The organism is Glutamicibacter nicotianae, from assembly GCF_002797775.1.
Classification (GTDB): Bacteria; Actinomycetota; Actinomycetes; order Actinomycetales; family Micrococcaceae; genus Glutamicibacter; species Glutamicibacter nicotianae.
Map to the genome: position 1 here is coordinate 2479278 of NZ_PGEY01000001.1, position 20990 is coordinate 2500267.

At 64.1% G+C, this 20990-nt stretch carries 19 protein-coding genes and 1 riboswitch; of the genes, 12 read left to right on the forward strand and 7 right to left on the reverse strand.

Annotation, left to right across the window (positions count from 1 at the left end; all coding sequences use genetic code 11):
• Positions 1-42 precede the first annotated feature (42 nt).
• A complete protein-coding gene (locus ATK23_RS11530; protein ID WP_066142072.1) occupies positions 43-759 on the reverse strand; it encodes an AAA family ATPase in 717 nt (238 codons plus the stop codon).
• A gap of 112 nt (positions 760-871) precedes the next feature.
• Positions 872-2770, reverse strand: coding sequence for an FAD-dependent monooxygenase (locus ATK23_RS11535; RefSeq protein ID WP_066142074.1), 1899 nt, complete (start codon positions 2768-2770; stop codon positions 872-874).
• A 167-nt stretch (positions 2771-2937) separates the two neighbouring features.
• On the opposite strand from ATK23_RS11535, the gene ATK23_RS11540 reads away from it, so the two are divergent.
• Together ATK23_RS11540 and ATK23_RS11545 are read left to right on the forward strand one after the other, a co-directional pair.
• Complete coding sequence (locus ATK23_RS11540) at positions 2938-3603, forward strand: IclR family transcriptional regulator (protein WP_066142077.1); 666 nt, start codon at positions 2938-2940, stop codon at positions 3601-3603.
• Positions 3604-4012: 409 nt separating this feature from the next.
• A complete protein-coding gene (locus ATK23_RS11545; protein WP_066142081.1) occupies positions 4013-4777 on the forward strand; it encodes a DUF2786 domain-containing protein in 765 nt (254 codons plus the stop codon).
• On the opposite strand, the gene ATK23_RS11550 is transcribed toward ATK23_RS11545, so the two are convergent.
• Both ATK23_RS11550 and ATK23_RS11555 read right to left on the reverse strand, forming a co-directional pair.
• The gene (locus ATK23_RS11550; RefSeq protein WP_245858385.1) at positions 4774-6018 is read right to left on the reverse strand and encodes a CynX/NimT family MFS transporter; all 1245 of its coding nucleotides are present in this window, start codon (positions 6016-6018) and stop codon (positions 4774-4776) included. The two genes, ATK23_RS11545 and ATK23_RS11550, sit on opposite strands and share 4 nt — an antisense overlap.
• A gap of 116 nt (positions 6019-6134) precedes the next feature.
• Positions 6135-6593, reverse strand: coding sequence for a GatB/YqeY domain-containing protein (locus ATK23_RS11555; RefSeq protein WP_066142085.1), 459 nt, complete (start codon positions 6591-6593; stop codon positions 6135-6137).
• Between the two features lie 109 nt (positions 6594-6702).
• Here ATK23_RS11555 and ATK23_RS11560 point away from each other — a divergent pair, with 109 nt between their 5' ends.
• A complete protein-coding gene (locus ATK23_RS11560) occupies positions 6703-8127 on the forward strand; it encodes a DUF4232 domain-containing protein (protein ID WP_066142088.1) in 1425 nt (474 codons plus the stop codon).
• A gap of 38 nt (positions 8128-8165) precedes the next feature.
• Here the strand turns inward: ATK23_RS11560 and ATK23_RS11565 are convergent, their stop codons facing one another.
• Positions 8166-9440, reverse strand: a complete 1275-nt coding sequence (locus ATK23_RS11565) for a carboxylate--amine ligase (protein ID WP_066142090.1) — start codon at positions 9438-9440, stop codon at positions 8166-8168.
• 13 nt (positions 9441-9453) lie between these two features.
• Entirely contained in the window at positions 9454-10596 is a 1143-nt protein-coding gene (locus tag ATK23_RS11570) for a lipid II:glycine glycyltransferase FemX (RefSeq protein WP_066142093.1), read from the reverse strand.
• A gap of 96 nt (positions 10597-10692) precedes the next feature.
• Between ATK23_RS11570 and ATK23_RS11575 the strand changes: the two genes are divergently transcribed.
• The 7 genes from ATK23_RS11575 to ATK23_RS11600 all read left to right on the forward strand — a co-directional run bounded on the left by ATK23_RS11575 (position 10693) and on the right by ATK23_RS11600 (position 16815).
• On the forward strand, positions 10693-11022 hold the full coding sequence (locus ATK23_RS11575; RefSeq protein ID WP_066142096.1) for a metal-sensitive transcriptional regulator: 330 nt from the start codon (positions 10693-10695) through the stop codon (positions 11020-11022).
• A gap of 60 nt (positions 11023-11082) precedes the next feature.
• Complete coding sequence (locus ATK23_RS16590; protein WP_083515604.1) at positions 11083-11397, forward strand: heavy-metal-associated domain-containing protein; 315 nt, start codon at positions 11083-11085, stop codon at positions 11395-11397.
• 63 nt (positions 11398-11460) lie between these two features.
• Complete coding sequence (locus tag ATK23_RS11585) at positions 11461-13707, forward strand: heavy metal translocating P-type ATPase (protein ID WP_066142098.1); 2247 nt, start codon at positions 11461-11463, stop codon at positions 13705-13707.
• A 389-nt stretch (positions 13708-14096) separates the two neighbouring features.
• Positions 14097-14480, forward strand: a complete 384-nt coding sequence (locus ATK23_RS16795; protein WP_407645324.1) for a DUF5058 family protein — start codon at positions 14097-14099, stop codon at positions 14478-14480.
• A complete protein-coding gene (locus ATK23_RS16800) occupies positions 14462-14767 on the forward strand; it encodes a DUF5058 family protein (RefSeq protein WP_407645306.1) in 306 nt (101 codons plus the stop codon). Before ATK23_RS16795 ends, ATK23_RS16800 begins: the two co-directional genes overlap by 19 nt.
• 354 nt (positions 14768-15121) lie before the next feature.
• Positions 15122-15529: a hypothetical protein gene (locus ATK23_RS16735; protein WP_322787536.1), complete on the forward strand. Its 408-nt coding sequence runs from the start codon at positions 15122-15124 to the stop codon at positions 15527-15529.
• Positions 15530-15585: 56 nt separating this feature from the next.
• Entirely contained in the window at positions 15586-16815 is a 1230-nt protein-coding gene (locus ATK23_RS11600) for an amidohydrolase (RefSeq protein ID WP_066142102.1), read from the forward strand.
• Positions 16816-17225: 410 nt separating this feature from the next.
• Here the strand turns inward: ATK23_RS11600 and puuE are convergent, their stop codons facing one another.
• Positions 17226-18152, reverse strand: coding sequence for an allantoinase PuuE (gene puuE, locus ATK23_RS11605; RefSeq protein WP_066142111.1), 927 nt, complete (start codon positions 18150-18152; stop codon positions 17226-17228).
• 422 nt (positions 18153-18574) lie between these two features.
• A riboswitch (glycine riboswitch) is annotated at positions 18575-18673 on the forward strand.
• A 319-nt stretch (positions 18674-18992) separates the two neighbouring features.
• Between puuE and cycA the strand changes: the two genes are divergently transcribed.
• Together cycA and ATK23_RS11615 are read left to right on the forward strand one after the other, a co-directional pair.
• Positions 18993-20495 (forward strand): D-serine/D-alanine/glycine transporter, encoded by a 1503-nt coding sequence (gene cycA, locus ATK23_RS11610; RefSeq protein WP_066142114.1) that lies wholly within the window; start codon positions 18993-18995, stop codon positions 20493-20495.
• 161 nt (positions 20496-20656) lie between these two features.
• Positions 20657-20980, forward strand: coding sequence for a 4a-hydroxytetrahydrobiopterin dehydratase (locus ATK23_RS11615; RefSeq protein WP_083515605.1), 324 nt, complete (start codon positions 20657-20659; stop codon positions 20978-20980).
• The last annotated feature ends 10 nt before the right edge of the window (positions 20981-20990 follow it).

Genomic DNA, 20990 nt, shown 5'->3' on the forward strand with positions numbered 1-20990 from the left:
GGTGGCGCTCTAACCAGAGATCCATCTGCGTCGGGAAACTGCCTACGTTAAATGGCGCAGGTACCGGCCCGGGGCGTCCAGGAAAAGCCGCCAGTTGCGCACCATGTCCAAGTCGTCATAGCCCGATTCGCGGATTCCCCATTCCCCGATTTCATAGATTTTCGCCTCCGGCAGGGAAGCGAGAATTGGCGAGTGGGTGGAGAGGATCACCTGGGACCCAGCACGCAGCAGATCGGCAATATGCGAGAGCAGCATCAGGCAGCCGTTGAAGGACAGCGCGGACTCGGCTTCGTCGAAGACCCACAATCCGTTCACGGATGAGCGCTCGGTGAAGAACTCTATGAAGGACTCTCCATGGCTCTGGAAATTGTGCTTTCCGTGCGAACCGATGGATCCAAGATAGGCGAAGTGCCCATGCATGGTTTCCGCGCGCAGAAACACTCCTGCCTTGGATGCCCCGGCTCCGCGTTCCAATTGCAGGTGCGAGGACAGCCCGGATTCGGTGGTCTGCGTCTGGTGCATGCTGTGGTTGGTTCCGCCCTCGGCATTCAGCCCGAAAGCCGCGGCGATCGCTTCGACGAGCGTTGATTTTCCGGCGCCGTTTTCGCCAACCAGCACGGTCAACTGGCCAAGTTCCAGTCCTTCGTCCAGCAGCTGCCTGACTGCCGGGATCTGGGCGGCCCAGTCGGAGCGATCCATCGGTGCCTTGGGATGCTCGGTGATCCGGCGGACCGGCAACGTGTCGAAAGCTGCGCTCATGAACCCGAGGCTATCAGCAGCCCGCGACAGCCCGGCACCCGCAGAACAGCACTGGGCCCCGTGGCCGCGCCGCTGCATGAGCAGGGTGCGGCCACGGGGCCCATGCGGTTTCCTAGGGGTTGACCGGGAGCATGTTCCCGGCGAAGAATCCGGAGATCTCCTCGCGCGCATCCAGTGGGAAGATGCCTGCCACGTACTGGTCCGGGCGGACCACCACGATGGCGCCGTCCTTGCTGATCTCGCGGTCGCGGAAAATGTCGCGGCCGTGGCCTGCAGCGAACACCTGGTTGATGTCGTGCAGGCCGTACGGAACCTTCAGCGGCTGGAAGGCCTTGGGCACGTCATGCAGCTCGATCTCGGTGTAGTCCTGCTGGTAGATGGCCTTCAGGTCGAAGACCGCATCCTCGTCCCCGCCGGCCGGGGTGTACAGGTTGCGTGGCGAAGAAGCGTCCTCGGCCCACCAGGCGGCGAAGTCGGCCATCTTGGTGCCTTCCAGCGCCGGGGCGGCCGCGTCGGCGCAGACGTAGACGCGCCAGCGGCCATCGGCCTCGTGGAAGTGGCCCAGGTGGCGCCAGCGGTTGTCCGAGCGGCGGATGACCTCGGCGGATTTGAAGCGCTTGCCCACCGGGAAGCCCGGGGCCAGTTCCTGGTGCTCGGTGCCGGTGGTGATCTGCGATGCGCTGTACTGGGTCATGAACCCGGCAGGGAATTCCATGGTCTGGGTGTAGTACTTCTCCAGTTCGTCCGGATCGGTCCAGTCCTCGACGGACTTGGCCATCAGCGTGGACCATTCCTTGTCGAAGTCGATCAGGTTCTGCGCGATGACTTTGCGCTCCTCGGCGTAGGTGTCAAGCAGTGCTTCGGGGGCACGGCCCTCGAGCACGGCGGCCAGCTTCCAGCCCAGGTTGAAACCGTCCTGGATGGACACGTTCATGCCCTGGCCGGCCTTGGCCGAGTGGGTGTGGCAGGCATCGCCCATGATGAAGGCGTGCGGGCTGCGGGTGCCGCGCTCCTCGTCGGGGACGTCGTCGAAACCGTCGGTGATGCGGTGCGCCACCTCGTAGACGGAGAACCAGGCGACGTTCTTCACGTCCATGGTGTACGGGTGGATGATGCGGTTGGCGGTGTCCACGATCTGCTCAACCGGGGTGCTGCGGATGGCGCCGGCGTCTTCCGCGGTGGTTTCGCCCAGGTCCACGTAGAAGCGGACCAGGTAGCCGCCTTCGCGCGGGATGAGCAGGATATTGCCCTGGTCGTGGGACTGGATGGAGCATTTGACCTGGATGTCCGGGAAGTCCGTGTTGACCATGACGTCCATGACGCCCCAGGCGTGCAACGCGGCATCGCCGTGCAGCTTGTGGCCCAGCGAACGCCGCACCTGGCTGCGCGCGCCGTCGCCACCGACCAGGTACTTCGCCTTCACGGTGCGTTCTTCGCCGGCACGCGGCCCGGCCACGTACTTGATGTGCGCGGAGACCGGGTATTCGGCCTCGGGGTCGATCTCGCAGTCCAGGAATTCCACGCCGTAGTCCGGGGTGATCTTGCCCGGCGCGCGTTCGGCGTCGCGCAGGAAATAGTCGAGGATGCGCGACTGGTTCACGTAGATGTGCGGGAATTCGCTCATCCCGGTGGAGTCGTCAGCGGCGCGGGAGTGGCGCTTGATGTTCGCAGGGTTTTCCGGGTCCGGGGTCCAGAAGCACATCTCCACATTGCGGTAAGCCTCTTCGATGACTTCATTGGCGAAGCCGAAGGCCTGGAAGGTCTCCACCGAGCGGGCCTGGATGCCGTCGGCCTGGCCCACTTCCAGGCGGCCCGGGCGCATCTCGATGGCGCGGGCGTTGATGCTCGGGAAGCGAGAGAGCTGCGCGGTCACCACGGCGGCGGCCGGACCGGTGCCAACGATCAGCACATCCATTTCATCGGGGATTTCCTCGGCGCGGTTGATACCGTAGCCGGCGGCTTCCTTGACGCGCGGGTCTCCGGAGACGTATCCCCTGTGGTGAATCTGCATTATCTGGCTCCTTGTGCTGTGCCGCGACCCTCTATTGTCTCTATAGTTGCGACACTGTTGTAACTATAGAAACAATCGTAGCTTTCACGTAGGCTGGAGGCAAGACGTACGTCACACCGGGAACAGCGCGGGAAGCTTCCGCGCATGCCAGATGAAATGATTGGATCATGAGCAAAACCACCGAAGGCGGTTCGCAGACCCTGGGTCGCGGGCTAGAAGCACTGACCCTGATCGGGGAATCCGCGGCGCCGCTGAGCGTCTCGGAACTCGCAGGGCTGCTGGGCGTGCACCGCTCCATGGCCTACCGGCTGGTGAAGACCTTCGAGCAGTACGGCTTCGTAGAACGCAATCCGGCAGGCGAGCTTGAATTGGGAGCACGCCTGGGCGCGCTGGCACGCAATGTCGCCAAGTCCCTGCAGGCCGCGGCCGCACCGCATTTGGCCACCGTCTCCGATGAGCTGCAGATGACCGCGCTGCTGGTGGTCTTCGACGGTGAAGCGGCTGTCACGCTGAGCACCGCCGAACCCCGGCTGGCCGATGCCACCGTGGCCCAGCGCCCGGGCACCCGCCATCCCATCGACAACGGGGCACCGGGACGGGTCATCCGCTCCATGCTCAATCCCGACGAATATCCGGCCAAGGATTTCGAATTCAGCCATGACGAAGTGATCCCGGGGCTGACCTCGATTGCCGTTCCGCTGCTGCTTCCGCAGGGCAAGCCAGCGGCCATTGCCGTGATCTACCCGCCGTTGGAACGCGACCGCAACCGCATTGCCCACGTGCTCGCGGCCGCGTCGGCGCGCATCTCCGCCAGCCTCGGCGTCCGTTCCTGACGCGGCACCGGCTGCCCGGCTGCGCTAGCTACGCGGTGCAGGCCTCATTGGAGCACCCGGCATCGCGTGGAAGGTATGTGTCGGTTCCCTCTACCTGTTCCCACACGATGTGGCGATGCTGCCCGCAGCGCTCGCACGAAGGAGCCAGGTACGTGGACCGCTCTTCCATGGTGTATGCCCGAAAATCACCCATCACAACCTCCCGATGGCCAGCCGCGAAGCGAGGTTCACGGCCTGCTGGACCTGCTTGGTGCCTTCACTCTACGCGCGGAAAGCACAACCGGCTAGGGTCTGCCGCAAGCCGTTACCCACAGCCCCGCCAGCAGGCTCGGCCACCTCGTGGCAAACTAGGGCAGAGAACCGGAGACCACCGTTTCACCACCGCAGGACCGCTACCAAGGAAGAAGCCATGAGCACCTCAGAGCAGAAGCTGCACCGCTTGAAAGAACGCATCACCCTGCTGCTGAACAAGGCGGAGAACACCAATTTCCCGCATGAAGCGCAGGCGTTCCAGGAGCATGCCGAACGGCTCATGGTGCGCTACGGCATCGGCCGCGCCGAGCTGGACGCGGATTCGGCCGACCGGGGCAAGAGGAAGGAAGCCATCATCGAGGAACACTTCGATATGCGCGGCGTCTACCGGCTGGGCCAGCGCGACGGCCTGTCCGCGGTGGGTCGGGCCTTCCGCACGGTGTCGATGCTGCAAAGCAACTACTCGAACTCGTGCAGGCTGTACATCATCGGCCACGAATCGGATGTCGCCACGGTCAAGAACCTGTTCGCTTCCCTGGTGGTCCAGGCCACCGCCGCCATGGCCCACTGGTGGGCGCAGGAGGGAAGGCTCTACACGAACTGGTACACCGACTCGGAGAAGACCATTGAGCGCCGCGAATTCCAGCGCAGCTTCTTCCTGCAGGTCGCCTCGCGCATCGCCAACCTGTACCAGGAAGAAAGCGTGCACAACGGCAGCGGGACCGAACTGGTGCTGGCCAGCCGCAAGGAGCAGGTGGACGACTACGTCAGCAGCAACTACCCGTTCCTGCGCCGCAGCAGGAACCGCGCCGCCTCCGGGAGCGCCAACGCCTCATTGGCCGGACGCGTGGCAGGATTCCAGGCGGATCTCGGCTTCGGCAAGCACGTCGACTCGGCCTCCCCGGGCGAGGTCGCCAGCTAGCGCACTTCCCGAAGCTGGGTGTCCTCGATGTAGCGCGGACGCCCGGCCATGATGCCAACTAGGGTTTGGAAGACAATCAGGCCGGCGATCAGCCAGATCGGGGCAACCCATGAACCCGAGGTTTCATGGAGCACCCCGACCAGGAACGGACCGGGAAAGGCCATCAGGTAGCCGGCCGATTGGCCGAAGGTGGACAGCTTCGACACCCCGGCTGCGGTGCGGGCCTTCAACCCGATCATGGTCAGCGCCAGCGGGAAGTTCGAACCGCAAATGCCCAGCAGCACCGCCCAGAGCACCGCTCCCTGGACCGGAGCGAGCAGCAGTCCGATGATCGCGATGATGCCCACGGCGCCGTTGAAGATCACCAATGGAGTCTGGTTGGAGAATTTGGCAGCCAGCGCTGGCATCACGAAGGACAATGGGACACCCACACCCAGCAGGATCGCCAGCAGGGATCCGGCAAACGCGGGAGAGACGCCGAAGTCGATGAAGATCTTGGGCAGCCACCCCATGAAGATATAAGCGACGGCGGACTGGCCGCCGAAGAACAACGCCACCCACCATGCGGTGGCATTCTTGCGCATCGGCCCGATGCCGGCTCCGTCAGTTGCACTGCCGGCCAGCTGCTGCTGGGCCGCGATCCGGTTGCGCATGCCGAAGTACACCAGCAGCCACAGCATCAGGGCCAGCAATGCCAAGATTGCCCAGAAGCCCAGGCCCAGGCGCCAGTTCCCGCCAAGCATCTGGTTCACCGGCACGGCAATCCCAGCCACCCCGGACGCGCCCAAGGCGACCGCCGTGGTGTAGGCGCCGGTGACAATCCCGATCTTTCCCGGGAACCAGCGCTTGACCAGCACCGGCATCAGGATATTGCCGACCGCGATGCCGGCCAGAGCCAAAGCGGTGCACAGCAGGAAGAACCCGGTCCCCGGCGCGACCGCGCGCAGGGCGATGCCCAGCAGCACGGCTCCCATGGCCGCGGCCACCACCAGTTCCGGGCCGCGCTTGCCCGCCAGCCGCGGAGCCAAGGGGCCCATCAGCGCAAAGCACAACGGGGGGATCCCGGTGATCATTCCGGCCACGAACCCATTCATCTGCAGGTCCTCGATCACCAGATCGAGCAGCGATCCCAGGGAGGTGACGGCCGGCCGCAGATTCAGCGAGGCCAGGATGATCGCGAGAATCAGCAAGGCGCCAAACCCCTTGGACAGGGTGGCGTGGTTTTTCGGGAAGTCAGGCATGGTATCCACAGACTATCCGCTTCAATTCACGGATCCCATATCCGTTGCCTTCACTACGCTAAAAGGCCGCCCCGGAAAAGGGGACGGCCTCGTGGCGCAGGGCAATACCCAACGGATTAGCCCAGTTTGGCGCGCACCATCTGCGAGAGGGCCTTGCCGTCGAAGCGGCCAGCGATTTCGGCGCCAACCAGCTTCATTGCCTGGCCCATGTCCTTCATGGTCAGCTCGTGGTCGGCGGCCAGTTCCGCCATGACGCGGTCGACAACCTCTTGGGCTTCTGCTTCGCCCAGCGCCTTCGGCAGGTAGGTGGAGATGAAGGCGGCTTCGGCCAGCTCGCGTTCGGCGTGTTCGGCACGTCCGTCCTTGGCAGCCAGGGCAGCGGTTTCCTCGCGGTTGCTGACTTCTTTGCGCAGCAGGTTCTCCACGTCCTGGTCGTTCAGTTCCGTGGGGTTCTTCCCGGATTTCTCCTTGGTGCCGATGGCGCTGAGGATATTGCGCAGGGTCGTCTTCTCCAGCTCGTTGCCGGCCTTCAGGTGGACGATGCTGTCATCGCGCAGGCGATCTTTCAAACTCATGGGAACTGCCTTTCACTTCGTGTGCTTGAAATTTTACTCGCATAGCTTCCACGCTGTTTTCCACTGGGCCATCCCGGATGCACGGACACGCTTTTGATACAGTGACCAGATGAAACCACTGCGCGCTGGCGCCATCGTTGCCGCGCTGGCGCTGATCACAGTTCTCCTGATGGTCTGGAAGCCATGGGACTCCTGCGATGCTCCCGATGACGTGTGCGATTTCCTGGCAACCGTCGCGGATCGAGACGGCGTCTTGGGCTCCCAGGTGTCCTCCAGGGTGTCGGAGCGCGATGCCTTGGCCGCACCGGAGTTGTCAGTTGACGTGCAATTCGAGCTCTCAGATCAGCTCGCCCCCGGGCAAGCCAAAGAAGCCGTCACCCAGATGGCCCAAGACATCCAGGCCGGAGCCCCGGCGCTGGACATGAATGAAATCCACCTGTCTTTCGTTGCCGGCCCCTCGCGGAAAATCCCGGGAACGAACACCAAGGCCTACCCGTTGGAAGTCAGCGAAATTATCTCCCCCGCCGCCGCTGACGAACAAGCGAAACCTGCCTTGCTTGGCGAGAAGGCAGCCTTCGCCTTCGGCCTGCGCCACCATGGCGCGGCCAGCGTGATCAATGGCTCGGCCACGGCGGACAATCTGGAGCAGCTGCTGAAGCTGGGAGAATTCACGGCCCAAGCCAAGCACCCGGCCGAGCTGGTCCTCGCCGATCACAGCGTGCGCTATTCGGCCACGGATCGCACCGATATGTCCGAGCTCCAGCTCCTTGCTGATGCAGCCAAGCGGGGGATCTTCCAGAACGCCAGCATTGATAATTCCGGGTTGAACCTGGCCCTTGGCAACCAGGCGCCAGCAGCAGCCGAGCAGGAAACCCACGTGTGGCTGGAGCAGCATGAAGCATTTGACGAGGCCATGCCCTACAAGCTGTTCTCAGCTGGATACGAGGTCCTTGCCGAAGGCTGGGTTGGCGGCAAGAAACCCGAGTCGCTCATTCCCCGACCGGTGGTTCTTCCCGATAACGTCACCAGCTGGCCGCAAGACCCGTCGGCCCCATGGTGTGCGGAGGGCGATGTGGACATTGCTTTGGGAACACCCGACGCGGCTGCCGGTTCCCGGTACCTGCCGGTGTTTGCCAAGAACACTTCTGCCGGCCCGTGCGCGCTGCGCTCCTACCCGCAGATCGCTTTCCTCAACGCGGATGGCGACGCCCAACCGGATGTCCAGCTGCAGCCCGAACCGGGCATCCTCCTTGAACGCGTCACCATCCCTGCGGGCGAAGCGGTGATCTCGACTTTGGAGTGGAATGCCATGTCGACATCCCTGGATCCGGATGAAACCGTTGCGCTGGGCATTGCCGCGGCCAGGGGCATGACACCGGTCGAGCTCGCACCGGCCTTCGACGGCCAGCCCACAACCCTTGACATCCTGGATGGCGCGCGGATCACGCAGAGCCCGTGGGTCCAGGCCCGCGACGGGTGGACTGTTCCATCCGGCGCTTTCGCCCAGCAATCCCCTGCCCGGCCAAGGCCCTAGGCCCTAGGCCCTCGGCCCTCGGCCCTCGGCGAGGTTGCCTACTGCTCGCGTGGCGGGAATGCCTTGTACTTGCGGTAGTGGTTGACCGCGTTCAGCAGCAGGTAGAGCTTGCGGCGTGGGTGCTTCTCGGCGGAGAACTTCAACGGGTTCGACACCTTGCCGGCCTTGAGCAGCCCCTCGGCCTTGCGTCCGGTATCGCTATCGAAGAAGCGGCGCAGCAGATGGTGCGGCAGCACGGTGAACAGCCGCTGGCGCGACAGTTGCAGCACGCCTGCCCCGTTCTTCACCACGGCGTCCGTTTCCGGGTCTGAATTGTCGAACTGCGCGCCGAGGAACTCGGTGACGTAGAAACGGGCAGGGTTCACCCCGGCCGCGGTCAGGTAGAAGTGGTTGCGGCCCAGGCGCGGGTTGATCTCGAAGAACTTGATCTGGCCATCGCGGTGGTCGTATTTGGCATCGATCATGGCGATCCCGCGCCAGCCCAGCTCCTCGAGCATGCGGGCTCCATCCGCGGCCATTTGGTCGTTCCGGCCGGTGACGATGGCGGCGGAGTTGCCCAGCACCAGCGGGGCGTGCTCCTCGATCACCACTTCGCCGTAGCCTGCGAAGATGACCTTTTCTTCCTGGGTGGCGAAATAGGTGCACAGCCGCATCGCGTCATCGCCACCGGGAATGTATTCCTGCAGGATGTAGCCCGCGTCGTACCCGCTGCCATCGATCTTTGCCAGCAGCGCTTCAAGCTCCGCACGGCTGTTGATGGTATGGATCTTCTGCTTGCCCTCGAACTTGGCTGCAATCCATTCAGCGGAGCTCGATGGCTTGCCGATGACCGGGTAGTCGAAGGAACCAACCAGGGATTCCAGCTCGGCTCCCGGGTAATACACGGCCGTGCGCGGGTGGGCGATGCCCAGCTTCTCGGCGAGCGCGTAGAAGTTCTCCTTCAGCGCCGCGCCCTCGATGGTTTCCAGCTCGGGGTACGGGATGACGTACTGGCTTTCCAGCTGCGCGCGGTGCTTGGCGATCAGCATGATGTGGAAGTCCAGCGAGCCGAAGAGCATCAGCGGCCGGTCCCCCGCGGCTTTCAGCTCATCGGCCAGCTCGGCCAGGGCCGCGACCACGCGTCCCTCGTCGGCCATGGATCCGATGGGGCGCAGCTCGATGGCGACCGAGTGCTCGATGACGCCGTTGCCGGCGGCCGGCAGGACCACCGAGCGCACGCCGTAGGCCTCGTAGAATTCGCGCGCCAGGGTGTAGGTGCCGATATCTCCGCCGAGGATGACGGGGACAAAGGGCTGGGTTGGATCGATTGCCACAGTGGTGCTTTCCCTACTTCTTGCGCCAGTTCATGTACTTTTCGAAGGCCCAGGCCAGCGGCTTGTTCAGCGCAAGGTCCCATTCGCCGTTGGTCTGCACGATGTCGCAGCCGGTGTTGGTCTTGAACTTGGTCAGCCCGGAGAGGTGGTGCTCCTTGTCCAGGGTTGCGCTCACGCCGCCCTGGTCCAGGTAGCGGCAGCCGGCCTTGATGGAGTCGCTGACCATATGGTGCATGATCGCCTTCGGGGCGAACAGCTTGCGCTGCTCCGAGGAGGAGGCTCCGTACAGGTACCAGGCAAGGTTCGAGGAGCGGATGACAATGGCGGCCGCGAGATCCACGCCTTCATTGCTGGCTATGTACAGGGTGCAGGAGCCCGGGACCGCTTCGTTGAGCACGGTGTGCATCTTCTCGAAGTAGCTCAGCGGGCGGCCGGTGAACTCCTGGCGGTCGGCGGTGTGGTTGTACAGGGCATGGAAGCGGGCCATGTCCTTGGTTTCGCCGATCTCGACTTCCAGAGTGCTCTTCAGCGCCTTGCGGGTCTCGTTGCGGGTTGTCGAGGAGTAGCTGGCCATGACCTGCTCGGCATCCAGCTGGTTTCCCTCGTCATCCTGCAGCGCCACGCGGGCCACGTATTCTGGCTGGCCAGCGGCGAAGTCCAGGCCCACGTCTTCCTTGGTGAACCCCAGATCTGCCAGCGCATCATTCAGTGCCAGTGCGGTGCTCGACGTGCTCTTGGTTTCCAGGTCCTTCAGCTGGGTGAAGCCTTCCTTGCCCAGGTTCTTGCGCACGGCGGCGGCACCCCAGGTGCGCACTGCAAGTCCCGGGCCCATTTTCAGCTGGAAGGCGCCACGGTTCTTGAGGTAGGAGGCCAGCGGGCGGATGACCGCTGCCGGTGCGTAGGCACCGAAGTCGATAACCGGGCCATCGGGCAAGTAGGCAAGGGTCTTCTTGATGACCGGGGCCGCACGATGCAGCACCAGTGCGGCTCCTACCAGTTCGTCTTCCTCGAAGAAGCCGAGGGATTCACCCCTCCAGCCGCCCTTGACCTGAGCCCATTCGGGACGCTGCAGGAAGCTGACGTCGTGGGCGGTCTCAAGGAATGCTGAGTGCTCGGTACCGGATATCGGACGCACATGAAGTTCGTTGTGGCTCACGGGTGAAATCCTACCGTGCTTCCCTGCCGGATTGGGGGACCCAAGATACCCCCAGGGGGTACTTGACTTAATACCCCTAGGGGGTATTATCGAAGTATGGATACCAACCACACGCCACGTGAAGCAGCCGAGCACCACGGCTACCACGCGGACAAAAGCGCTCTGGAACGACGTTTGAAGCGCATTGAGGGCCAGGTGCGCGGAGTGGCCAAGATGGTAGATGACGACAAGTACTGCATCGACATCCTGACCCAGATCTCCGCCATCAACGCGGCATTGCACAAGGTCAGCGTGCAGCTCATCGATGACCACATCGGCCACTGCGTGGTTGATGCGGCCAAGTCCTCCATCGAGCAGGGCGACCCGTCCATCGTGCAAGACAAGATTGCCGAGGCCACGGCCGCCATATCCCGCCTGGTGCGCTAAGCCCGCGCCCACGCACCAATTTTCCAATTCACACAGAATTCATCGAAAGAGATCAAGATCATGAGCCACAACTGCAACTGCGGATGCTCCTCGGAAAAGAACTCCAACCAGGGCCTGCAGATCCAGCCGCGCACCGACATCGCCGCGGCCCCGACCCAGACCGAAATCAAGGTCTCGGGCATGACCTGTGGGCACTGCGTCGCTTCGGTCACCGAAGAACTCAAGGAGATCGCCGGGGTTGATTCCGTGGACGTCGCACTGGACGCACAGGGAATCTCCACCGTGAAGGTCACTTCCGCCTCGGCGCTCGCCGAGGATTCCATTCGCCAGGCTATCGACGAGGCAGGCTACACCGTCGAAGCCATCAACGCCTAGCCAGCGCACGGCACAGGCACCCGCGCCGCCGCCGGCGGCGGGAAAGTTCAAGGTATTTTCATCATGACTTCCGAAACCCCCACCCACTCCCCCGAACTGCGCACCGTAGACCTGGACATCCAGGGCATGACCTGCGCCTCCTGCGTGGGCCGAGTAGAGCGCAAGCTGGGCAAGCTGCCCGGGGTGACTGCTTCGGTCAACCTCCCGTTGGAAAGCGCCAAGGTACAGGTCCCCGCGGGGATCAGCGACGACGAGCTGATCAGCACGGTCAAGGCCGCCGGCTATGGCGCCTCGCTGAAACCCGAGGCCAAGGCCCCCGAGCACCACGAAGAGCATGAGCACGGCGGGCACGAGCATCTGGTGCCCAACCACCTGCTGCGCCGGCTGGTGGTCTCCGCGGTCTTCACCATTCCGCTGTTCATCATCTCGATGGTTCCGGCCGCCCAGTTCCCGCACTGGGGCTGGTTAGCCTTCGCACTGGCCACCCCCGTGGTGCTCTACGGCGCCTGGCCGTTCCACAAGGCAGCCGCGATCAACGCGCGGCACCTGGCCTCCACCATGGACACCCTGGTCTCGTTGGGCGTGCTGGCCGCCTACCTGTTCTCCGCCATCCAGCTGTTTCTCGATCCGCAGATGACCGCCCATACCGGCATGGCCATGAGCGAGCACCAGCTGTACTTCGAGACCGCCGGCGTGGTGGCCACGCTGCTGCTGCTCGGGCGCTACCTTGAGCACCGAGCCAAGTCCTCGGCCTCCGATGCGCTCAAGTCCCTGCTGAACCTGGGCGCCAAGCACGCCACCGTGCTGCGCGAGGGCCAGGAAGTGAAGATCCCGGCCGACCAGGTGCGCATCGGGGAGCACTTCGTGGTGCGCCCGGGCGAGAAGGTCGCCACCGACGGCGTGGTCATCTCCGGCACCAGCGCCATCGACACCTCGCTGATCACCGGCGAATCGGTGCCGCAGAAGGCACAGCCCGGAACCAACGTCACCGGTGCGACGCTGAACACCTCCGGGCGGCTGGTCGTCGAGGCCACCCGCGTCGGTTCGGACACCACGCTGGCCCAGATGGGCCGGCTGGTTTCGGAGGCCCAGTCCGGCAAGGCCCCGATCGCACGGCTGGCTGACCGCATCTCGGCGGTCTTCGTGCCGATCGTGCTGAGCATCGCCGTACTCACCTTCCTCACCTGGTGGCTGGTCACCGGTGATACCTACGCGGCCTTCGTCGCAGCCGTCGCCGTGCTGGTCATCGCCTGCCCCTGCGCCCTGGGCCTGGCCACCCCGATCGGCCTGCTGGTCGGCACCGGCCGCGGCGCCCAAATGGGCATCCTGATCCGCGGACCCCAGGTTCTGGAGGACACCCGCAAGCTGGATACCATCGTGCTGGACAAGACCGGCACCGTCACCACCGGCGTCATGGCGCACACCGGAACCCGCACCGTCGATGGCGTCGACGAGGCCACCGCACTGGCGCTGGCCGGAGCCGTGGAGCACCACTCCGAGCACCCCATCGCCCAGGCCATCGCCGCCGCGGCGTCCACCCAGGCCCCGCTGGCCGAGGTCACCGGTTTCCATGCGGAGCCAGGCGGCGGCGTGAAGGGCACCGTAGGCACCCAGCTGGTGGTCGTCGGGCGCCCCTCATGGCTCGAATCCCAGGGAGTCACGCTGGACGAATCCGCCCGGCAGATGCTCCACGAGTCCGAGCAGGCCGGCGCGACCGCCATCCTGGTCGCGGTGGACCAGCAGTTCCAGGCAGTGATCTCTGTGGCAGACAAGATCAAGGACAGCTCCGCGAAGGCCATTGCCGAACTCCAGGAGCGCGGCCTGCGCGTCGTGCTGCTGACCGGCGACAACAAGTTGGTGGCCGCCGAGGTGGCCGGACAGGTTGGCATCAAGCAAGAAGATGTCTTCGCCGGCGTCTTCCCTGCCGACAAGGCCAAGGCGATCAGCACGCTGCAGGTGCAGGGCAAGGTCGTGGCCATGGTGGGCGACGGCGTGAACGATGCGCCGGCACTGGCCCAGGCGGACCTGGGCATCGCGATGGGCTCGGGCACCGACGTGGCCATCGAGGCAGCCGACATTACCTTGATGGGCAATGACCTGCACCAGGTGACACAGGCCATCGACCTGTCGGCCAAGACCCTGTCCACGATCAAGATGAACCTGTTCTGGGCTTTCGCCTACAACACCGCCGGCATCCCGGTCGCGGCCCTGGGCCTGCTGAACCCGATGATCGCCGGAGCCGCCATGGCCGCCAGCTCCGTGCTGGTGGTGCTGAACTCGCTGCGGTTGCGCCGTTTCGGAAAGCAATAGCAGGAACTAGGTACAACTCATGGGGCGTGCCGCGCAAGAAATTGCGCGGCACGCCCCATGCGTTCTGCAATCCCCTAGACATTCCCGCTTTTCCGGCAGGAAAACTTCGGGCGCAAACGATTTCCAAGACTCCGATCCTCAAGTACGGTAGAGCCAAGCGCGCACCACGCGCAGATAGCTGAATCGTCTTCCGCGCAGGAAACCACGGCAGGCCGCCAGCGGTATGCGGCGCTCGCCGACCAAGACCTGGGAATTCCAGCCGGCACCGGCTGGTCCGGGTTGGAATATTTTCAAGGATTGGCAGCTCTCCATGAAATTGTCAGCCGCAGTTCCCGCCGTCATGGATAACAATTCCACCGATATTCTTGCCGTCGCCAACTCCCCCCATCTTGTGGGCCTGCGCGATCGGCGTTTTCCTGGTCATCGTCCTCCAGAGCCTGATCTACATGAAAGCGGCCAAGACGGCCGCCCCGCACATCGGGATGAGCCAGGAAGATGTCAGCACCAGCTTCAAGGCCGGCGCAATCTCGGCCCTCGGCCCGTCGCTGGCGGTGGTACTGGTGGCCATCGCGCTGCTGACCGTCTTCGGCACCCCGGCGGTGCTGGTGCGCATCGGCCTGATCGGATCGGTCTCCTATGAGACCGCGGCCGCCGCAATTGCCGCCAAATCGGCCGGCACCGAATTGGGTGGCCCCACCTACACCCAGGCAGTCTTCGGCCTGGCGCTGGCGGCCATGTCGCTGGGCGGTGCCATGTGGATGATCGCAACCTGATCCTCACGCCCCTGCTCAAGCGCGGCGACTCCGCACTGCGCAAGGTCAACCCCGCGGTGGTGACCGTGGTGCCCGGCGCTGCCATGATCGCGGCATTCATGGTCCTGGGCATTGGCGAACTGCCGAAGTCCGCGTTGCATCTCGTCGCCTTCGCCTCGTCAGCGGTGATCATGACGCTCTTGATGCTGCTGGCCAGATGGCTGCAGGCATCCTGGATCAAGGAATGGGCATTGGGCATCGCCATCCTGCTCTCCTTGGCCATCACCTATTTCGCTGGCCGGATCTAGCGCGCAAGGAAACCAAGGAGCACATCATGCCACAGGCAACGAACATCCACGAAGCGCTGGGAGCCTTCGACCGGACCACCTCCCGCTGGGGACGGATCACCATGCTCACCGGCCTGGCCTTTTCGCTCGCGGCCCCCGCCTATCTGGTCTTCTTCTCGGGACTGGACATCCCGCTCTCCGGCATCCTCGCAGCCTTCGGCGCACTGGCCGCGGTTTTGGGAGTCATCTGGATCGTCGAACCGCTGACCTACTTCCCGATCCTCGGCGCCTCCTCGATGTACCAGGCGTTCATGATCGGCAACATTTCCAACAAGCTGCTGCCGGCGGCGATGATCGCCCAGTCCACCATCGGGGGTGAAACCGGGCACGCGCAAGGGCGAGCTGGCTTCGGTGGCGGCGATCTGCGGCGCGGCCGCAGTGCACCTGGCCTCGCTGTTCATCTTCGTCGGGCTGATGGGCACCTGGCTGGTCAGCGTCATTCCCGCCGGCCTGATCACCACCGCCCAGACCTACATCCTGCCCACCGTCATGGGTGCTGTCGTCGTGCAGGCCATCGTCAGCCAGAAGGCCCCGCGCGCGGCCATCATTGCGCTGGTGGTCTCGCTGATCGTGGTCTTCGGGCTGGTTCCGCTCTCCCCGCAGATGGGCTTGTTCTCCACCGCCATCGCGGTCATCGCCTGGTTCCTGCGCGACAAGCGGGCCATCGCCGCGGCCCGGGAACCCGATGAGCACGGCAATCCGCCCGAGGGCCCGGTCTACTAGGACCGGATGCCGCCAACTACCCCGCCACCGCATCGACTGGAAGGCCAGAACCGGAAATGACCCGCATCCCAGCATCCTTGCAGCTCACCGCCGCATCCGCGGCAGAGCTGATCAGCACCTACAAGCATCTGCATGCCCATCCCGAACTGTCCATGCAGGAGCACCGCACCGCGGATTTCCTGTCCCGCAGGCTGGGCGACGCGGGATTGGAGGTTTTCCGCTGCGGCGGCACCGGAGTGGTGGGGGCGCTGCGCAACGGGCCAGGCCCGGTGGTGGCCTTCAGGGCCGATACCGACGGGCTGCCGGTGCTCGAGGACACCGGCCGGGACTATGCCAGCGAAGCTACCGGTGTGCTGGAGGATGGCACCGAGGTGCCGGTGATGCATGCCTGCGGCCACGACTCGCACATGGCCGTGGCGCTGGCAACCGCCGAGCTGTTTGCCCGGGGAACCGATGCGTGGGCGGGCACGCTGGTCTTCATCCTGCAGCCGGGCGAGGAAACCGCTGCCGGGGCCAAGGCCATGGTGGAGGACGGATTGTGGGACAAGGCGCCCAAGCCCGAGGTGGTCTACGGCCAGCATGTCATGGGCGGGCTGGCGGGCACCGTCACCCTGATGGGTGGGGCGGCGATGACCACCGCTGATTCCTTCCGGGTGACGGTGATGGGCCAGGGCTCGCACGGCTCGATGCCGGAGCATTCAATTGACCCGATCGTGCTGGGAGCCGCCATGGTGATGCGCTTGCAGACCGTTGTTTCCCGCCAGGTGGCCCCGCAGTCGGCAGCTGTGCTCACCATCGGCTCCTTCAATGCGGGGCTGAAGGAGAATGTGATTCCCGATCGCGCGGTCTTCACGATCAATGTGCGCACCTTCGATCCCAAGGTGCGCCGCACCGTCCTGGATTCCCTGCGCCGGATCATTGCCCACGAGGCACTGGCCTCGGGAGCACCGGAGCCGGTCATCGAGGACATCTCCAATTTCCCGCCCTTGTACAACGACCCGGAGGAAGCCGGGAAGCTCGCCGAGCAGTTCCGCGGGGAATTCGGCGCAGAGAAGGTCGTGCAAGGCACTCCGGTGATGGGCAGCGAGGATTTCGGCGCGCTGGCATCAGCGATCGGGGTGCCGAGCGTGTTCTGGTTCTTCGGCGGCAACAGCGCCGAAACCCTGGCCGCCGGGGCTCCCCCGGCCAACCACTCGCCGTTCTTCGCCCCGATCACCGATCCAACGCTGGCCACCGGTGTGCGGGCCGCCGTGCGTGCCCTGTACTCAAAGGTTGGCCAGCAGTGAACAAGGACTGCCACTTGCCCCGGGGGGCCATCCTGGCGCTGGCCTTGGAGCCGATAGGGATCGGGGCCGCGACGGAGTCCACCACTTCGCATTGGCTGGTGAAGCCGTCGGCATCCATCGGGCTGGTTGCCGCGAAACTGCAGGAATTGGTGCGCCTTCGGCCTTCTTGGTTCCAGTTGGGCTCCTCGTTTGGCGTACCGGGATTCCCTGGCGGGACGGAGTCACGAGGTGGCGAAGCGACCGGCAAGCCTGCTGAATGCCACCGGGCGTGATCCATGGATCACGAAGAACGCTCGGCACTAGACGATCTCGTGCTTGGGACAACCGCCCCGCTGGTGGCCCGCCGGGCAGGCAAGCACGGCACCGCTGCCGCCTGGACGCCGCAGGGCCGTGCTTGCCTGCTTTGGCGACTACATCGGCAGATGGTTCTCGTACCAGTGCTTGGCAATATCCACGCGGCGGGCTACCCAGATGTCCTCGAACCCGGAAATGTAGTCCAGGAAGCGGCGCAGGCTGGCGATGCGGCCCGGCTTGCCCACCAAGCGGCAGTGCAATCCGATGCTCATCATCTTCGGCGAGCCTTCCTGGCCTTCGCGATACAGGGTGTCGAAGGCATCCTTGAGGTAGGTGAAGAATTGGTCACCGGAGTTGAATCCCTGCGGCGTCGCGAAGCGCATGTCATTGGCATCCAGGGTGTAAGGAACGATCAGGAACGGCTTGCCTTCCTTCGTCTGGGTCCAATAAGGCAAATCGTCTGCATAGCTGTCGGCCGAATAGAGGAATCCGCCTTCTTCCATGACCAGTTCCAAGGTGTTGTCCGAAGGCTTGCCCTGGTACATGCCATAGGGTCGTTCACCGGCCGTTTCGGTGTGAACCTTCACCGCGTCATGGATGTGGCGGCGTTCCTCTTCCTTATCGAAATCCTTGTATTCCAGCCAACGGTAGCCGTGGCTGGCAATTTCCCATCCGGCCTCGTTCATGGCCTGCACGGCTTCGGGATTGCGTGCCATTGCGGCAGCCACTCCGAAGACGGTAACCGGAAGGTTCCGCTCGGTGAATTCGCGATGCAGGCGCCAGAATCCGGCGCGCGAGCCGTACTCGTAGAGCGATTCCATATTCTGGTTGCGCTGTCCTGGCCACGGCGCGGCACCGACGATTTCGGAGAGCAGATGCTCGGAAGCGGGGTCTCCGTCAAGAACGCAGCTTTCGCCGCCTTCTTCGTAGTTGACCACGAATTGCACCGCAAGCTTGGCACCTGCGGGCCACTGCGGGTCAATGCTCTTGCGGCCGTAGCCCACAAAGTCGCGATTGCCGTTCTTTTGCTCAGATTCGCCCATGGATGGTCCCTTCTTTGTTCACTCCGCACGCATGGCAGGCTCGGGAATACATGATGATGCAGTGCTTCTCGCGTTGCCGGAAGACCGGACTGGCCCCGGACTGGAAGTTTGTATTGTGCATCCTGCCACACCCTGCCGCAGACGGTGAATTGTGAAGCGTCTGCCCAACCCGAAGCACCCCGGCCTCGCCCTCTGCTGGATCGGCAGTCGCGTGCCTATGGCAGCAACACGGCCTTGGCCCCGATGCACGCACCATGGGAAAGCCCGCTATTCATTACGAAGCAAGAAACCCTTGATTTCCGGCAGGTGATCGCTTGTTCCCGGGAGTTGCGCGGTTGCCGTCGGCCCAAAATGTGAAAATGCGACTTGCACCACGTTGAGGTTTCTGCGCATACTGTGATGGCAATCACCACATATGCCGCTGATGCGTGGCGGGAGAGACCCGCCCACACCATGGGCGGGCGCCGTAGGAGCAATTTCCTCCCCGGGAAACTCTCAGGCACCCGTACCGCCACGACTAGGCAAATCTGGAAAGCAGTGCGGCACGGCCGCACTCACCGAAGGAGCAAGCTTCGCCCAGTAATCGGGCCGAAGTGAAAACTCTCAGGTCGACATACAGATTGGGGAGGGACCAAGAACAGTGCCGCACCGAGCGCACCGGATTCGAGGTACTCCCCGTGGCTGGCCTGGTCCCTGCTCTTTGCGCAGCGTGCCGGGCAAGCCCGCTGGACTGCTCCGAAACGGAAGTGTTCATCGAAGCGAGACTGCGCTCCAAGCCAACCCGGCTTGGAGGCAGATCAGCTTCGGGGCGCCACGCCACACTCCTGGAAGGCAACCAGCATGAGTACCACCAGTTCTGGCCCCACTCTCGAGCGCGGGCTCTCCAATCGACACATCCAGCTGATCGCCATTGGCGGCGCGATCGGCACGGGCCTGTTCATGGGCTCCGGCAAGACCATTTCGGTCGCCGGCCCGTCGGTCATCTTCGTCTACATGATCATCGGCTTCATGCTCTTCTTCGTCATGCGCGCCATGGGCGAGCTGCTGCTGAGCAACCTCGAATACAAGACTTTCGCCGATTTCGCCGGAGATCTGCTCGGTCCCTGGGCCGCCTTCTTCACCGGCTGGACCTACTGGTTCTGCTGGGTGGTCACCGGCATCGCCGATGTGGTGGCCATCGCCCACTATGTCGCCTTCTGGTGGGGCGACCTCCCATTGTGGATCCCGGCCCTGGCATGCATCGCACTGCTGCTGGTGCTGAATCTGGCCACCGTGAAGGCCTTCGGCGAAACCGAATTCTGGTTCGCGCTGATCAAGATCGTGGCCATCGGCGCGCTGATCGTGGTCGGCCTGGTCATGATCATCACCGGTTTCCAGCACGACGGCACAACTTCCTCCTTCGCCAACCTGTGGGCGCACGGCGGCATGTTCCCCACCGGCTTCATGGGCTTCGTCGCCGGCTTCCAGATCGCCGTGTTCGCCTTCGTGGGCATCGAGCTGGTGGGCACCACCGCAGCCGAAACCAAGGACCCGGAAAAGACGCTACCCAAGGCGATCAACTCGATTCCCGTGCGCATCCTGTTCTTCTATGTCGGCGCCCTGCTGATCCTGATGATGGTCGAGCCGTGGAACCTGTTCTCCGCCGAGAACTCCCCATTCGTGGGCATGTTCGCCCTGGCCGGCCTGGCCGGCGCCGCGGGCATCATCAACTTCGTGGTGCTCACCTCCGCCACCTCCAGCGCCAACTCCGGCATCTACTCCACCTCGCGGATGCTGCGCGGCCTGTCCATGGAAGGCGATGCCCCGAAGAGCTTCGCCAAGCTCTCCGGACGCAAGGTCCCGAAGAACGCGCTGATGTTCTCCTGCATGTTCCTGCTGGCCGGCGTCGCCCTGCTCTACAGCGGCGACTCGGTGATGGGCGCCTTCACCTTGGTCACCACCGTCTCGGCCCTGTGCTTCATGTTCGTGTGGACCATCATCCTGCTCAGCTACCTGGTCTTCCGGGCCCGCCGCCCGCACCTGCACGATGCCTCGAAGTTCAAGGTGCCAGGCGGAGTTCTCATGCCGTATGTGGTGCTCGGCTTCTTCGGCTTCATCATCTGGGCGCTGACCACCCAGGCCGATACCTACACCGCCCTGCTGATCACCCCGGCCTGGTTCCTGGTCCTGGGCGCCGGCTACCTGTACATCCGCCGCAACCCGCAGCACCAGGAGCTGCGCGCCGCGCACCTGGCCAAGGTGGCGCATGAACGCTACGAAGCGGCCGCATACCGTGACGCGAAATCTTTCGCCAATCACGAGCAGGAAGCTGCCCCGCGGGCCAACGAAAACGTGCACCAGTAGCACTGCACGCACCGGCTGCGCAGCCCAGGCCCCGGCATCTTGCCGGGGCCTTTCTGCGTGCTCGCTGGGATCGCTATTGCCGCCTGCAGGATCAATGCCATCATTGGTTCAGCCAGCAAGCGCTGGCTACCTTCGAACAGCTGCCTCAGGAGGAAAGAACCATGAAATCAACGGGTCCATTGCCGCGCATCGAATCCGGCCAGGTGCCGGCGGACTTGCCCGACTGGATGCGTGATGACCGGGGGCTGCGGGCCGCCTACCGCTTCGATTCCTCCAGCACTGCCCTGCAGTTCATAGTCCAGGTGGGCTTGCGTGCCGAGCAAGACAACCGGCATCCGCATCTGGATTGGCGGATCACCACCGTGGAGCTGCGTCTGGCGCCCAACCAGCCTGAGCGGCTCTCAGCGCCCGAGATGCAATTGGCCCGCCACATCTCCATCGAAGCCAGCAAGCTCGATGCCCAGGTGATCACCGGGAATCAGTAGCCGCTTCCCC

Coding starts and splice junctions, on each gene's coding strand:
- ATK23_RS11530 (WP_066142072.1), bottom strand. CDS start 759: ATGAGCGCAGCTTTCGACACGTTGCCGGTCCGCCGGATCACCGAGCAT.
- ATK23_RS11535 (WP_066142074.1), bottom strand. CDS start 2,770: ATGCAGATTCACCACAGGGGATACGTCTCCGGAGACCCGCGCGTCAAG.
- ATK23_RS11540 (WP_066142077.1), top strand. CDS start 2,938: ATGAGCAAAACCACCGAAGGCGGTTCGCAGACCCTGGGTCGCGGGCTA.
- ATK23_RS11545 (WP_066142081.1), top strand. CDS start 4,013: ATGAGCACCTCAGAGCAGAAGCTGCACCGCTTGAAAGAACGCATCACC.
- ATK23_RS11550 (WP_245858385.1), bottom strand. CDS start 6,018: ATGCCTGACTTCCCGAAAAACCACGCCACCCTGTCCAAGGGGTTTGGC.
- ATK23_RS11555 (WP_066142085.1), bottom strand. CDS start 6,593: ATGAGTTTGAAAGATCGCCTGCGCGATGACAGCATCGTCCACCTGAAG.
- ATK23_RS11560 (WP_066142088.1), top strand. CDS start 6,703: ATGAAACCACTGCGCGCTGGCGCCATCGTTGCCGCGCTGGCGCTGATC.
- ATK23_RS11575 (WP_066142096.1), top strand. CDS start 10,693: ATGGATACCAACCACACGCCACGTGAAGCAGCCGAGCACCACGGCTAC.
- ATK23_RS16590 (WP_083515604.1), top strand. CDS start 11,083: ATGAGCCACAACTGCAACTGCGGATGCTCCTCGGAAAAGAACTCCAAC.
- ATK23_RS11585 (WP_066142098.1), top strand. CDS start 11,461: ATGACTTCCGAAACCCCCACCCACTCCCCCGAACTGCGCACCGTAGAC.
- ATK23_RS11600 (WP_066142102.1), top strand. CDS start 15,586: ATGACCCGCATCCCAGCATCCTTGCAGCTCACCGCCGCATCCGCGGCA.
- puuE (WP_066142111.1), bottom strand. CDS start 18,152: ATGGGCGAATCTGAGCAAAAGAACGGCAATCGCGACTTTGTGGGCTAC.
- cycA (WP_066142114.1), top strand. CDS start 18,993: ATGAGTACCACCAGTTCTGGCCCCACTCTCGAGCGCGGGCTCTCCAAT.
- ATK23_RS11615 (WP_083515605.1), top strand. CDS start 20,657: ATGAAATCAACGGGTCCATTGCCGCGCATCGAATCCGGCCAGGTGCCG.